Here is a 12,142-nt window from a genome sequence, read left to right as displayed (position 1 = left end):
CAGCGGATCAAAGAAGATATCAAAACTTTGTTGCAAGATATTATTGATCAATAATGCCGGGTACAATCCGGCATAACTGCGTGGATCTGTACCCGGCAAACCGGACAAAATTTCTTAAGGAAGAACCATATTAGCGGAACTAAGGTATCCAAAGCTTTACAGTGTTTTTACACCACCATCCATAACCAGTTCTGAACCGAACATATACCTTGACGCGTCGGAAGCCAGGTAAAGGAAGCCTTCAGCTATCTCATCACCTGTGCCCAGACGTTTGGCGGGGATGATAGTAGCCATGTAATCTTTGGTGCCGCTGATTTCTTCCGCTGAACTCCCGCCACGACCCCATATCGGCGTGTCGATGGCTCCCGGCGATAAAACATTGACGCGGATATTCCGCTCCATCAGATCTGTAGAAAATCCTCTTGCCAATGAGCGCACGGCGGCTTTGGTAGCCGCATAAGCGGCGTATCCGGGAAATCCCTTCTCGTTCGTCGCGCTTGATGTCAGAATAACAGATGCGCCTTCGTTCAGGTAAGGCAGCGCCAGTTTAACAGAGAAAAAGACACCTTTGAAATTTGTATCGCTGATCTGGTCGAATAATTTTTCGGTGACATCTGCTAAGGGTGCGCCGATTGCAATGCCTGCATTAACTACCAGCACATCGATTTTTCCAAACTTGTCACCTATCTGCTGATAAGCGCTTGCGATACTTACCAGGTCGGTCACATCGCTCACAATCCCTTCGGCATCGTGGCCAATGGTTTCCGCAGCACTTTTCAGGGTTTGCTCATTTCGTCCGGTGATCACCACTTTAGCCCCTTGTTCAGCGAATAAAAGCGCTGTTGACAATCCGATACCGCTATTCCCGCCGGTGATAACGGCGACTTTGTTTTCTAATTTTTTCATTGCTATCTTTTGTTTCGCAAAGTAACCATCATTAGTTTACATTTGTAACCGGAAAGGACGAGTAGTGGTAACCTGTAAGTAACCAGAATGAGAAACAACGTATTTTTATACAGCGACTGCCCGATGCATCGCTCCATGGCCATCCTGGGCACTAAGTGGAAACCGATTTTGATCTGGGCGCTAAGGGACAGAAAGGCGAGGTTTGGCCAGATTGCAGCTGCTGTCGGTTTGATATCCAGGAAAGTGCTGACAACAACCTTAAAAGAACTGGAAGAGGACGGTGTAGTTATGCGGGAAGAATTTAAGGAACTTCCTCCACGCGTGGAATATTCCCTGACAGAAAAAGGGCTTGCACTTATACCGGTAATGCTGCAACTGGTTGACTGGGACAGGAAGTATTTTGCAACGCATAGTGGCCCCAAACTAGGATCGAACCAATTATTTTAGATCAAATAAATTTGTATCTAAACTGAGATATTAAATAGATTCGATTCTGCTATCGTTTATCATCCGAAATTAAAATAAAATAGTTCATTAGTGATGTTAAACGCTTTCACAAAAAATTTCGATTTTTATTTCAAAACGATATTTTAAACCGATTAACGTCTTTCAAAATCATATTTAAAAGAACTTTAAAATCGTTTTGCGTTGTTTTAAACGGATCAGTCGGAAAAGTTGGGGGGATAAATATTTAGGCATAGATATTAGTAAGTCTGAATAAGAAAAAAGTAGTATCTCTTACACCTCTTGAAGTAGCCCTGAAAGCTTTTATTTTGGCATTAAAGGATTCTGCAGATGCATTCGTGCTTCTGTTGTCAAAGAAGTTTAGGATAGATTCATAATGTTGATGAACAGACCTTGCCACGGTTTTGAAAGCGTCAATACCAGATTCCTCGACATGATTATACCAAAGGGCGAGCCTTTTAAAGGCAATCTCCCTACTTTTGCATATCGTAAAGATATTACCAAGCCCGATAGCCAGTTTGTAAGCTTTTAATAGTTCGGGGTACTGCGGGAAAAGTAACCCGGCTCTTTCTTTTTGAGAAGCGGTCCATTTAGATTCATGCTTGAACAACAGGTAGCGGCTTCGGGCCAACAGTTGTTTTAAAGTGTCACCATTGCTGAATACCCCGGGCAGATAGGGTTGCTTGCCTTTGCGGGCCTCTTCAATCGCTTTGCTTTCTGTATCCAGTGCTTCCCAGCGATATTTTATCCTGAGTTCCTGGACAGCGTCATAGGCCAGTTTCTGTACATGAAAGCGGTCGATCACCCGACTGGCATTACTGAAACATCTGCGAATGGCTTTGATCATATTAGCAGCCATATCCATGGTTACTTCCTTTACCTTGTTCCTTTTACGTAGTGGTATACGTCCCAGCACCGCCATGATCTGGTCGGCCTGGGTACCTTTGATCATGGCCACGATAGCCTTCTTACCGCCCTTAGCTTCTTTATTGCTAACAATAGTATAGAGTTCACCATTGCTTAATGCGGTTTCATCTATACTCAACAACGGACCGATATTAGCTTCAAATAATAGCCATTCATCCGCATGTTCTTTTTGATCCCAGCTATGAAAATCGCTCAGGAAGTCTTTGTATTGCTGCTGGAGTTGCTTTCCATCCACTGTATAAAGCCGCCCGAGCAGGTGGCAACTGATCGGGTTATTATCCAAATATACCTTTTAAAAAAGTGCCGAATTCCGTTGTCATTCGTGCCCCTTTTCTAACTAAGTCCCAGTCTCTTGTGATGATCTCTCCGCTTTGTTTAACTTCCCACCTGCGTCGTTTGATACACAGCGCCACCTTATGACCCCGGATAGGGAAATCCTGGATAGCTGTTTCCGGTAAAAAACCTTTAGATTCCAATTGTGCTTTTTCATAACCCGCCGGTGGCAGGTTCTTTTCTTCGAGATAAATATTTAATTGACCGTTCTCGGATGAGCGGACATCCATAAGTTCAAAATATTCTAAAAGACCTTCCGGTAAAATTAAACGGACGAGGGTTTCGTAGGCTGCTGACAAGGGTATTCGTATTAGTTATTCAATACAAAACAAATACTTTTTTTATTCCCCCTCAATTATTCTGCTTGATCCTTTTAAACTTCATCTAAACTTTATCTAAATAAAAAAAGGCCTTACGAATTTTCGTAAAGCCTTGATTATCAGAGTGGAGAATATCGGAGTCGAACCGATGACCTCTTGCATGCCATGCAAGCGCTCTAGCCAGCTGAGCTAATCCCCCGTGGTGGGCTGCAAATATAGAATTTTGTGAATTAAAATGAAATTCTATTGTTATTTATTTTATCCGATCCTGTCCCAGCGCCTTTACCGTCGGCTTGTTTAATTTAAACTTAAAATATACATGCACCTGGCCTGCCCTAAATTGCTTCACGGGCGGGAACAAAAGCTTATAAAAAAGTAAAGCCCCTGATGGGCAGGGGCCTTTACTAACCAATTATAAACCTAAATTATGAGAAGACTATTTTATGTATTGCGTTATTTTTAACACGGTGTAAAAGTAACACTAAGTTTTGATATTCGGAAAATATATTTTGTAATTGTTTTGTAAGTTTTATCAATTACACTACCATCCGGTATCTTATTGTCAAAAATAAGAATAAAACATTATTAATTTACTAATTTTTTCAAATTATTTGATAATAATTATCACATCGTTCATTTTCAGTCAAAAATGATATGGTTTTGTTTATAAAGTTTACAAAAATTTAATTTTAAATGATTTTTAAAGTAAAATTAGAATTCAAACCCGGCTTAAAATTAAATTTCAAAGCATCTTTTGTTTTTAAAGCAAAATAATCGCTAATTTTTCTTAAAAAAACTCCAAAATACCACATTTTTTTTGCCTTAATACTGCTTTTAGCTCTTTAAAGAACGATTGTTTGCTAAAACAATTTATGTTCTAAACGCACTTGCATAATAAAAATTACTTTACAAAGGCTTTTTTTTAAAGATGCTTTAACACTTTTGCAGCAAAAACATACTGCCTTTTAAAATATGTCATCAACACATACCGCAAAACAACATCCGCATCTTACGCCATTAACTTTATGGATTATGACCATAGCAACTGGTTTGGTGGTAGCAAACATATATTATAACCAACCATTACTGGCCGATATGGCGAATACTTTTGGCGTAAGCGATAAAAAAGCGCAGCAAATATCGCTTTTTACGCAAATTGGCTACGCTACAGGTTTATTATTTATAGTGCCATTGGCGGATATGCTTAAGCGTAAGCGTCTTATTTTAATTGATTTTGTGCTCATGATCATATCGTTAATAGCCTGCGCCATGGCGCCTTCGGTAACTATACTTATGATAGCGGGTTTTTTGGTGGGCGTATCATCGATTATTCCGCAATTGCTGATCCCAATGGCGGCCCACTTAGCCAAGCCACATGAGCGGGGAAAAAAGATTGGCTTTGTAATGAGCGGCTTATTAATCGGCATTTTGCTGTCACGCACATTAAGCGGTTTTATAGGCGAGCATTTCGGCTGGCGAAGCATGTTTTATATAGCCGCCGGGTTAATGTTACTCATCTGGGTTATGATATTTTTGTTTTTGCCCGAAATTGAACCCGATTATAAAGGCAATTACGGTAAATTGATGAAATCATTGATCCATTTAGTAAAAACCCAGCCTAAATTAAGGTTGGCAGCATTCAGAGGGGCTTTATGTTTTGCCGGTTTCAGCGCATTTTGGACAACGCTGGTATTCCTGTTAAAACAGCCGCAATTCAATGAGGGCAGCGCCGCTGCGGGCATGTTTGGCCTTGTTGGCGCCTTCGGCGCAGTAGCCGTTGGCTTTATGGGCCGCCTGAGTGATAAAATGGACGCATGCAAATTATCAATTTATACCCTTTCGCTTATCCTGATCTCTTTTATTGTATTCTATTTTTCGAGCCATAGTATAATAGGACTAATCATCGGGGTTATTCTGCTTGATATGGGTGTGCAGGCTACTCATATCTCTAACCAGTCTATTATTTTTGCATTGATCCCGGAAGCCCGCAATCGTATCAATACAGTGTACATGGTGTCTTATTTTATAGGCGGGGCTTTAGGCACGCTCTTCGCCAGCCTGGTTTGGAAAAACTACGAGTGGAAAGGGGTATGTGCTATTGGAGTTGTCCTATCGGTAATAGTAATAGCGGTGCATTTGTTATACTACAGGAAATCGTCCGCTACTGCTACTGATGTTCGGTAACGCATACCTGTTTATCTGATCCGAATGGCTATCCCGGGTAGAGTTGGCCAAAAAATTAAAATTTTTCTCCTAAAAAAAATCACTGTATTACAGCCATTTACACCAAATTGTAAAATAAATCTGAATTTTTAATGACTTTTTTTGCTCTCGGATAAAAGTTTGGCATTGATTTAGATTGGTACTTATCAAACGCAGTTGTTATGAAGGCAAAAGACAAAGCGGTTAAACCTGAAGAAGAGAAAGAGTGGGAAAACCCAGTGGAACCGACAAAAACTTCAGACCCACGCGATGAGGAACAAATATTAAGGCAGTATAAAGAAGCAAAACGCCGCCACGATAACCTCACCGAAAACGGGAACGAAAAAAAGAAAGACTAAAACGAAGACATTAAAATATTAAAACATTCAAAACCTACAACATGAAAACGCAAAAACAAACATCAACCACCAAACTAATAGCAAGCTTTGATAATGCACTTAAAAACATCATCATGAGCGACTTAAAAGCTATCAAAACTAAAACGCCCTATTTAACGCCCGCAGCTTAAACTAAATATAAAAAACATCACCTACACTACATCTACCTATGAAAGCATATAAACCAACCCCCGCAATAACTAAACTACTTGCACGCTTTGATGCCGAATTATTGGAGCTGTTGAGGGAAGATCTGAAAAACTACAGGGCTAAAACCCAATTCATGAGCAACAACAAGCAGGTAGCAGCACAGCAAACGCTGTCTGCCGCTTGATCAACATATATATATCTACCTATCGAGTACTAACATCACCTATGAAAACGTGGAGCCCTGCAAAAACAGGGCTCTATTTTTTTAGTAAAGCCGGGCAAGCTTAATGCTATCTTTGTTTAATATTAAATAACAATATATTAACACTTTGGTCACCTAAAGTAAATGCCTGAAACGGTTATTTGGGTAAAGCGGAGGGCGAATGCCTATGCGGTTAAACATCATATTGCACCATCTATTTACGCGTGGTACCGTTAACCAGGTGATGAACAAATCGGTTACGGTCAATTGATCCTGAACGAGCAGGAGCTAAAGACCGATTGTCTGTGTGGTGTATTGTTATCTGTGAAATTACATACTCTACATAAATACATACATTATGGACCAGGTTAATTATCCCATAGTAACAATTGTAGTTATTGCTGTTATTATTTTGCTGGTTTGGATCATCAGGCGAAACCAGAAAGATGAAAAAAAGTTGGAACAGGATATCATCCAATCCGAACTAAAACCAGAAGAAAATAATGATAAGGAAATAGAATCCTGAGCTTGTTGTTAAAAGCAACCTGGCGAAATAGCATATCCCAGCGTCATTGCGTACAGCAATAATGGTCTTTTACTTTAAGGAAGTCGCTGAATTTACTATGATTTCCTATCTGCTTCAGTATATTTAACAATTAACCTGGCTGTTTTGGCTGATGCCCCCGGTTGCCCCATGCGCACATCAAGCTCGTCATAATTATTGAGCATGTTTTGGCGATAGGTTACATCATTGACAATCAGTTTTAACTCTTCACTTATCTTGTTAGCCGTACACTCTTCCTGGATCAACTCCTTCACTACCGCCTTATCCATGATCAGATTAACCAGCGATATAAATTTAAGTTTAACCAGCATGCGCGCTATGGCGATAGTTAATTTCCCGCCTTTATAAACCACTACCTGCGGCACATTAAACAGCGCGGTTTCAAGTGTTGCGGTGCCGGAGGCTACAATAGCTGCGTGGGCATGATTCAGCAGATCATAAGTGCAGTTAAATACAACGGGGATCTCTTCGCCGTTTAAGTAAGGCGCATAATAATCAGCCTGAAAAGCCGGTGCACCGGCAATTACAAACTGGTATTCAGGAAAGCTGGCCGATGCCCGGATCATATCGGGCAGCAGTCTGCTGATCTCCTGTTTGCGGCTGCCGGGTAACAGTGCTATAATTTTTTTTACGCCAAGTTTATTTTTTTGCAGGAAATGAGGGTCAGGATTAAATGCCGAAACCGCATCAAGCAAAGGGTTACCTACGTAATCAACATCCATTCCCCACTCTTTGTAAAATGCCACTTCAAAAGGCAATATGCAAAATAGGTGGTCAACAATGCGTTTGATTTTTAACACCCGCTTCTGGTTCCAGGCCCAAACTTTAGGCGAAATATAGTAGTTAACCGGTATGCCGTTAGCTTTGGCGTATTCTGCTATTTTGAGGTTAAAGCCGGGAAAATCTATCAGGATCAATACGTCGGGGTGGTAAGCAGAGATATCCCGCTTGCACGATCTCATGTTTTTAAGAATGGTTTGCAGGTTGGCAACCACTTCAACAAAGCCCATAAAAGCCATATCGGCATAATGTTTTACCAGTGTGCCGCCCTCGGCCTGCATCAGGTCGCCGCCAAAAAAACGGAAATCAGCATCCGGGTCAAGCGATTTGAGTGCTTTCATCAAATTAGCCCCGTGCAAATCGCCCGAAGCTTCGCCGGCTACCAGGTAATATTTCATTATAGAGATTGCAATTTAAAAATGAATATGGCCAGCATAAACAAAAGCGAGATCATAGCGATACCGTTTCCCGTTTTATCGGCTCCTTTTCCATAAAAATAACGGATGATAAACAAATTGATGGCAAAAGCGACAAAGTAGGGAATGCCCGGCTTATGCATGAAAACCAGTTGATTTTTAAGCAGAAATCCAAAAACAAACAGACTAACGCCTGGCAGTATAGCGCCGATGAGCAGGCCTAAGGATACGTCATTTTTGTTTAGCATAATTACAGGTTGAATTTCCAGTTGTTTAAGTAGGGGATAACGTGGTGTGCAGTCATATCAAACTGCACCGGCACAACCGAAGCATAACCCTGTTCCAAAGCCCACACATCGGTATCCTCGCCGCCATCATTCAATTGAAAAACACCGGTAAGCCAGTAATATGGCCTTTTATGCGGATCCATGCGTTCATCAAATTCTTCGGCCCATTTGGCAGCCGCCTGCCTGCATATTTTAATGCCTTTAATGTGTTTGGTACCAGGAAAGTTTACATTTAACAAACTGGCTTGTGGTAAACCATGGGCTAAAACCTGTAAAGCAAGTTCTTTTACAAACCTGATGCAAGGCTCAAAATCGGCTTGTAAAGTATAATCATCTAACGAAAAACCTATCGACGGGATACCCTCAATGGCTCCCTCAACCGCCGCCGACATCGTGCCCGAATACAGCACATTGATAGAGTTATTAAGGCCATGGTTAATGCCCGAAACACAAAGATCAGGCTTTTTACCTTTAAAGATCTTGTTAACAGCCAGCTTTACGCAATCAACCGGAGTGCCCGAGCAGCGGTACATTTCAATGCCCTCGTAAATGTCAACCTGGTCGAGCCGTAAAGGTTTGCCGATGGTAATGGCATGCCCCATACCCGATTGCGGGCTATCCGGGGCAACAACTACAACACGGCCAATTTCGGCCATAGCATCCATCAGGGCTTTGATGCCCGGAGCGGTAATGCCATCGTCATTTACAACAAGTATGGTGGGTTTGGTAACTTTCATTGGGCAAAGTTAACAATCCTCAACAATGTAACCCGGCCAAGCTTATTCTACTTTTAATTTAACCGAGTTTACCCAAATGGCATCCCTGTCAAAACTGGCTTTGAAATTCCGAAGCATAAAGTTTTTGTCCGCTTGTATTTTGCCTCTGAAAACCTGTTTGCCGTTTATGTTTACAACAACCGGTTGCTCCAGGTTTACCATTAGTGGGCTAATCATTATCTCTGTTTCTTTTACACCCGATGTTTCAAGGTTGAATATATTATTGAAAAATGTCCCTTTAACGGCGGCGCTTTTGTTCAGGCCCTGATACTGCCGGTACCTGGTATCAATTTCTTTTTTGATCTTATCATAATTAGGAAAAGTAAGTGACTGATGCCAGGCAGCACGATTAAGCCCGGTATCGATACCCGTTAGTTTTATCCATGCGTACGAATTATAAATTTTATCGCTATAGCATTCCCAATAGATTTTGTTTTTGAATAAGTTACGGCTCACACTATTTATAAATACGGGTGTATAAGGAAGGTCGGTGCTTAAATGCTTATCGTAATGTTGGTAGCCGATGTATTCTTTGTAAATCAGATGATCATGCCTATCTTTTAACCAATCCATAATAATGCGGGTTTGTTGGATGGGGCGCAGATCATCGAGGTCGGAATGTACCACGTATAGCGGGCTGTTTATAATGTTTCTGATATAAAAGTCGCGGGCAAAGATATTGTCGAACATTGAATTATACGCCATAAAGCCGGCGAATTGATTTGGCATGTAAAGACCCAAACCAATGGCGCCGTCCGAGCCATCTGAATGCCCTAAAGCAAACACCTTGCTGTCGTTGATGTTAACTTGCTTTTTTACCGAAATTAATATATTGGCCAGCGTTTGATAGGTAAAATTTGGCACATCGCGATCGCGAAAAGCTTTTTTATTTAATACCCAGTTGAAGAACTTTTTAGGGTCACCAATCGGCCTGATAATGATGTTGTCCTGCTTTTTAAGGATGGCAAAAATGATATCATCGTCAAATTTTTGAATGCTGTCTGCATCGGCGAAACTACTTTGGCCAACGGCACCATGAAGTAATAGTATACAAGTGGATTTACGTGTGTTATTATAAGAAACAGGCACAAACACCCTGAATGGTACTTTACCGAAAAGTGAATCAGTGTAATAAAAGAGATAGTCTTTGCCGCCTTTTATATCCGGGTAATCATGCCAGTTGCTAAGCAATTTAAAGGTTGAATCGGCGTCGATCTTATTGTTAACCCGGATCTGGCTGATCCTTTTGTCGGCGTTGGATGCGGCTTTTTCTAAAGCGTTTTCCTGTGCAGATAATGTAGATGAGAATGTAAAAAATAAAATAAATAAGATTAGATGGTTGAGGTTTAGTTTCATGTTTTGTAGTTATAAGTACTTATATGACACGCCTGCATCGGAATAGTTGCATATATAATATTTAATAATATTGGATTTATTTACATGGCGGCTATATTGGTAACAAAATGAATTTTAGTTATATTTGATTTATGCTGACGGCTGATAAGAAAAAATACACCATTGATGATTATTTGATGCTTGAGGAAGGTGCTCCTTTTCAGTTGATTAACTATGATTTAATTATGTCGCCTTCACCCCTTCCCATTCATCAACAGATCTTATATGCATTGTCTGAAATTATTGTTCTTTACAATATTCAACATGGCCGAAAAGGGCAATGGCTTTACTCTCCTATGGATGTGAAGTTTGATGAGGGTAATATAGTACAGCCCGATATTCTTTACATAGCAGAAGATAGAAAGAAAGAACTAATAAAGGATCGCATTGAAGGTGCACCCGACTTAATCGTAGAGATACTCTCACCCTCAAATGCGTATTATGATCTAAGGCAGAAAAAGGACATCTACGAAAAATACGGTGTAAAGGAATACATTATCATAGATCCTATTCAGCAAAATGCCGATTTATATATTCTAAAAGAAAGAGCTTATGTCCTCGAACAAAAAGCTCAATTAACAGAGGTTCTTAAATCAGTGCTGCTACCAGGTTTTGATATTGAAGTATCCAAACTATTCCAATAAAAAAGCTCCGTCCCCGGAGCTTCTCAAATTTTATAAACTGTTTATCCACTTCACCAGCTCATCGCGGGTTTTGCCCGTTTTTTTCTGAAGCTTGCCAAGTGTTTCATCGTCTTTACCTTCCTGCCAGGCAAGGTCATCGTCGGTAAGGTCGCCGTAGGCTTGTTTGATTTTTCCTTTCAGCTCATTCCATCCGCCTTTTATTTCTAACTTGTCCATAATGTTTTTATTTAGATGTATCAGAATAACGGACGAGGCCAAGGATGGTTTGAAAAAAAGCCAAAAGCAGAATGCCGAAAGCTGAAAGCTCTGGAATGGTTATCAAAGCTACTTAACTCAATCTCAACCCTAAGCCCGGATCGTGGTTTAGTATGTATTTTCCGTCACTAAATTCCGGCATTACATAAGGGTTATTACTTACTAAAAAGGGGCCGTCAAGGTCAACCCAATCTGCCTGCGGGGCTATGGACAATCCTGCAAGTGCCGCGCAGCTCGTTTCGGTCATACAGCCTATCATTATTTTCAAATCAAGTTCGCGTGCTTTGTCGATCATTCTTTTCGCTTCATGTAAACCGGCCGATTTCATGAGCTTAATGTTGATCCCGGTATAAATACCTTTCGCTTTTTCCACATCTTCAAAACGCTGAACGGCTTCATCACCTATAATGGGGATGGGGCTTCGTTCGGTGAGCCAGGCATTGCTGTCGGGATCAGTTTTGAGCATGGGTTGTTCTATCAATTGTACGCCTTGCCCGTGCAGCCAGTGGGTCATATCCAAACTCTGCTGCAGGTCTGTCCAACCCTGATTGGCATCTACATAAAGCGGCACATGAGTTACCGAACGGATAGTATTAATTAATTCTTTATCGCTGTCCCTGCCCAACTTAACTTTGATCACTTTAAACCCTTCTGCCTCTTTTACCTTTTTGATGATCATTTCGGGCGTATCAATGCCTATCGTAAAACTGGTAACTGGCATCAGCGCAGGGTTGCTGCCGAGTAGTTGCCAGCAGGGCTGGTTTCTCAATTTGCCGTCCAGGTCATGCAACGCAATATCAAGAGCTGCTTTAATGGCCGGATTACCAGGAGCAATGCTATCGAGGTAATTGATGATCGCTCCAAAATCAAAAGGGTAACTAAACCGGCTAATATCAACCTTGCTTAAAAATTCAGTAGCGCTTTGATGACTTTCGCCCATATAAGGCACCATTGAGGCTTCGCCGTAACCGGTTTTACCTTCATGGCTAATCTGCACCAGCATAACCGGGGTAGAGGTACGCGAAAATTTAGCTATCGTAAAAGCATGCTTCAGCTGAAGCTCGTAGGGTTGATATGTCAGTTCCATGTTAAAAACCAAAGCTAAAATTTTAGTACGAAAA

16 protein-coding genes and 1 tRNA gene are annotated in these 12,142 nt (G+C 41.1%); 7 read left to right on the top strand and 10 right to left on the bottom strand.

Annotated elements, in window-relative coordinates:
• Positions 1–156: 156 nt before the first annotated feature.
• Complete coding sequence (locus tag DIU38_RS27520; protein ID WP_112652605.1) at positions 157–906, bottom strand: SDR family oxidoreductase; 750 nt, start codon at positions 904–906, stop codon at positions 157–159.
• 87 nt (positions 907–993) lie between these two features.
• Between DIU38_RS27520 and DIU38_RS27515 the strand changes: the two genes are divergently transcribed.
• Positions 994–1,353: a winged helix-turn-helix transcriptional regulator gene (locus tag DIU38_RS27515; RefSeq protein ID WP_208057677.1), complete on the top strand. Its 360-nt coding sequence runs from the start codon at positions 994–996 to the stop codon at positions 1,351–1,353.
• Positions 1,354–1,597: 244 nt separating this feature from the next.
• Here the strand turns inward: DIU38_RS27515 and DIU38_RS27510 are convergent, their stop codons facing one another.
• The 3 genes from DIU38_RS27510 to DIU38_RS27500 form a co-directional block, all read right to left on the bottom strand.
• Positions 1,598–2,581, bottom strand: coding sequence for an ISAon1 family transposase (locus DIU38_RS27510; protein ID WP_243770634.1), 984 nt, complete (start codon positions 2,579–2,581; stop codon positions 1,598–1,600).
• On the bottom strand, positions 2,574–2,930 hold the full coding sequence (locus tag DIU38_RS27505) for an ISAon1 family transposase N-terminal region protein (RefSeq protein ID WP_243770635.1): 357 nt from the start codon (positions 2,928–2,930) through the stop codon (positions 2,574–2,576). Before DIU38_RS27505 ends, DIU38_RS27510 begins: the two co-directional genes overlap by 8 nt.
• A gap of 146 nt (positions 2,931–3,076) precedes the next feature.
• Positions 3,077–3,150, bottom strand: a tRNA-Ala gene (locus DIU38_RS27500).
• Between the two features lie 833 nt (positions 3,151–3,983).
• Between DIU38_RS27500 and DIU38_RS27495 the strand changes: the two genes are divergently transcribed.
• From DIU38_RS27495 to DIU38_RS33250, 5 genes are all read left to right on the top strand, one after another.
• On the top strand, positions 3,984–5,135 hold the full coding sequence (locus tag DIU38_RS27495) for an MFS transporter (RefSeq protein ID WP_112655698.1): 1,152 nt from the start codon (positions 3,984–3,986) through the stop codon (positions 5,133–5,135).
• Between the two features lie 200 nt (positions 5,136–5,335).
• The gene (locus DIU38_RS33260) at positions 5,336–5,512 is read left to right on the top strand and encodes a hypothetical protein (RefSeq protein ID WP_167516293.1); all 177 of its coding nucleotides are present in this window, start codon (positions 5,336–5,338) and stop codon (positions 5,510–5,512) included.
• 41 nt (positions 5,513–5,553) lie between these two features.
• A complete protein-coding gene (locus tag DIU38_RS34535) occupies positions 5,554–5,682 on the top strand; it encodes a hypothetical protein (RefSeq protein ID WP_255485329.1) in 129 nt (42 codons plus the stop codon).
• A gap of 38 nt (positions 5,683–5,720) precedes the next feature.
• On the top strand, positions 5,721–5,885 hold the full coding sequence (locus DIU38_RS33255; protein ID WP_158604167.1) for a hypothetical protein: 165 nt from the start codon (positions 5,721–5,723) through the stop codon (positions 5,883–5,885).
• A gap of 376 nt (positions 5,886–6,261) precedes the next feature.
• Complete coding sequence (locus DIU38_RS33250; RefSeq protein ID WP_167516292.1) at positions 6,262–6,429, top strand: hypothetical protein; 168 nt, start codon at positions 6,262–6,264, stop codon at positions 6,427–6,429.
• Between the two features lie 95 nt (positions 6,430–6,524).
• On the opposite strand, the gene lpxB is transcribed toward DIU38_RS33250, so the two are convergent.
• The 4 genes from lpxB to DIU38_RS27475 are packed head-to-tail and all read right to left on the bottom strand — an operon-like array spanning position 6,525 to position 10,083.
• On the bottom strand, positions 6,525–7,646 hold the full coding sequence (lpxB, locus tag DIU38_RS27490; RefSeq protein WP_112655547.1) for a lipid-A-disaccharide synthase: 1,122 nt from the start codon (positions 7,644–7,646) through the stop codon (positions 6,525–6,527).
• Complete coding sequence (locus DIU38_RS27485) at positions 7,646–7,912, bottom strand: hypothetical protein (RefSeq protein ID WP_090532473.1); 267 nt, start codon at positions 7,910–7,912, stop codon at positions 7,646–7,648. The genes lpxB and DIU38_RS27485 overlap by 1 nt, the downstream gene beginning before the upstream one ends.
• 2 nt (positions 7,913–7,914) lie before the next feature.
• Positions 7,915–8,688, bottom strand: coding sequence for a 5'/3'-nucleotidase SurE (gene surE, locus DIU38_RS27480; protein WP_112655549.1), 774 nt, complete (start codon positions 8,686–8,688; stop codon positions 7,915–7,917).
• A 42-nt stretch (positions 8,689–8,730) separates the two neighbouring features.
• The gene (locus tag DIU38_RS27475) at positions 8,731–10,083 is read right to left on the bottom strand and encodes a hypothetical protein (protein WP_112655551.1); all 1,353 of its coding nucleotides are present in this window, start codon (positions 10,081–10,083) and stop codon (positions 8,731–8,733) included.
• Positions 10,084–10,214: 131 nt separating this feature from the next.
• On the opposite strand from DIU38_RS27475, the gene DIU38_RS27470 reads away from it, so the two are divergent.
• Positions 10,215–10,766: a Uma2 family endonuclease gene (locus DIU38_RS27470; RefSeq protein ID WP_112655553.1), complete on the top strand. Its 552-nt coding sequence runs from the start codon at positions 10,215–10,217 to the stop codon at positions 10,764–10,766.
• Positions 10,767–10,796: 30 nt separating this feature from the next.
• On the opposite strand, the gene DIU38_RS27465 is transcribed toward DIU38_RS27470, so the two are convergent.
• Positions 10,797–10,982, bottom strand: coding sequence for a CsbD family protein (locus tag DIU38_RS27465; RefSeq protein WP_091169309.1), 186 nt, complete (start codon positions 10,980–10,982; stop codon positions 10,797–10,799).
• 112 nt (positions 10,983–11,094) lie between these two features.
• Positions 11,095–12,108, bottom strand: a complete 1,014-nt coding sequence (locus DIU38_RS27460) for a dipeptide epimerase (RefSeq protein ID WP_112655555.1) — start codon at positions 12,106–12,108, stop codon at positions 11,095–11,097.
• Positions 12,109–12,142: the final 34 nt, after the last annotated feature.

The sequence above is a fragment of the Mucilaginibacter metallidurans genome (assembly GCF_003286435.2).
Lineage (GTDB): Bacteria > Bacteroidota > Bacteroidia > Sphingobacteriales > Sphingobacteriaceae > Mucilaginibacter > Mucilaginibacter gossypii.
Note: the sequence above shows the minus strand (reverse complement) of the source record. Positions and strands in the feature narration are given on the sequence as shown.

Excerpts from the sequence above, each read along its gene's own strand:
- DIU38_RS27470 (WP_112655553.1), top strand. The coding sequence starts at position 10,215 with ATGCTGACGGCTGATAAGAAAAAATACACCATTGATGATTATTTGATG.
- DIU38_RS33260 (WP_167516293.1), top strand. The coding sequence starts at position 5,336 with ATGAAGGCAAAAGACAAAGCGGTTAAACCTGAAGAAGAGAAAGAGTGG.
- surE (WP_112655549.1), bottom strand. The coding sequence starts at position 8,688 with ATGAAAGTTACCAAACCCACCATACTTGTTGTAAATGACGATGGCATT.
- DIU38_RS34535 (WP_255485329.1), top strand. The coding sequence starts at position 5,554 with ATGAAAACGCAAAAACAAACATCAACCACCAAACTAATAGCAAGCTTT.
- DIU38_RS27515 (WP_208057677.1), top strand. The coding sequence starts at position 994 with ATGAGAAACAACGTATTTTTATACAGCGACTGCCCGATGCATCGCTCC.
- DIU38_RS27465 (WP_091169309.1), bottom strand. The coding sequence starts at position 10,982 with ATGGACAAGTTAGAAATAAAAGGCGGATGGAATGAGCTGAAAGGAAAA.
- DIU38_RS27485 (WP_090532473.1), bottom strand. The coding sequence starts at position 7,912 with ATGCTAAACAAAAATGACGTATCCTTAGGCCTGCTCATCGGCGCTATA.
- DIU38_RS27520 (WP_112652605.1), bottom strand. The coding sequence starts at position 906 with ATGAAAAAATTAGAAAACAAAGTCGCCGTTATCACCGGCGGGAATAGC.
- DIU38_RS27495 (WP_112655698.1), top strand. The coding sequence starts at position 3,984 with ATGACCATAGCAACTGGTTTGGTGGTAGCAAACATATATTATAACCAA.
- DIU38_RS33255 (WP_158604167.1), top strand. The coding sequence starts at position 5,721 with ATGAAAGCATATAAACCAACCCCCGCAATAACTAAACTACTTGCACGC.
- DIU38_RS27460 (WP_112655555.1), bottom strand. The coding sequence starts at position 12,108 with ATGGAACTGACATATCAACCCTACGAGCTTCAGCTGAAGCATGCTTTT.
- lpxB (WP_112655547.1), bottom strand. The coding sequence starts at position 7,646 with ATGAAATATTACCTGGTAGCCGGCGAAGCTTCGGGCGATTTGCACGGG.
- DIU38_RS27475 (WP_112655551.1), bottom strand. The coding sequence starts at position 10,083 with ATGAAACTAAACCTCAACCATCTAATCTTATTTATTTTATTTTTTACA.
- DIU38_RS33250 (WP_167516292.1), top strand. The coding sequence starts at position 6,262 with ATGGACCAGGTTAATTATCCCATAGTAACAATTGTAGTTATTGCTGTT.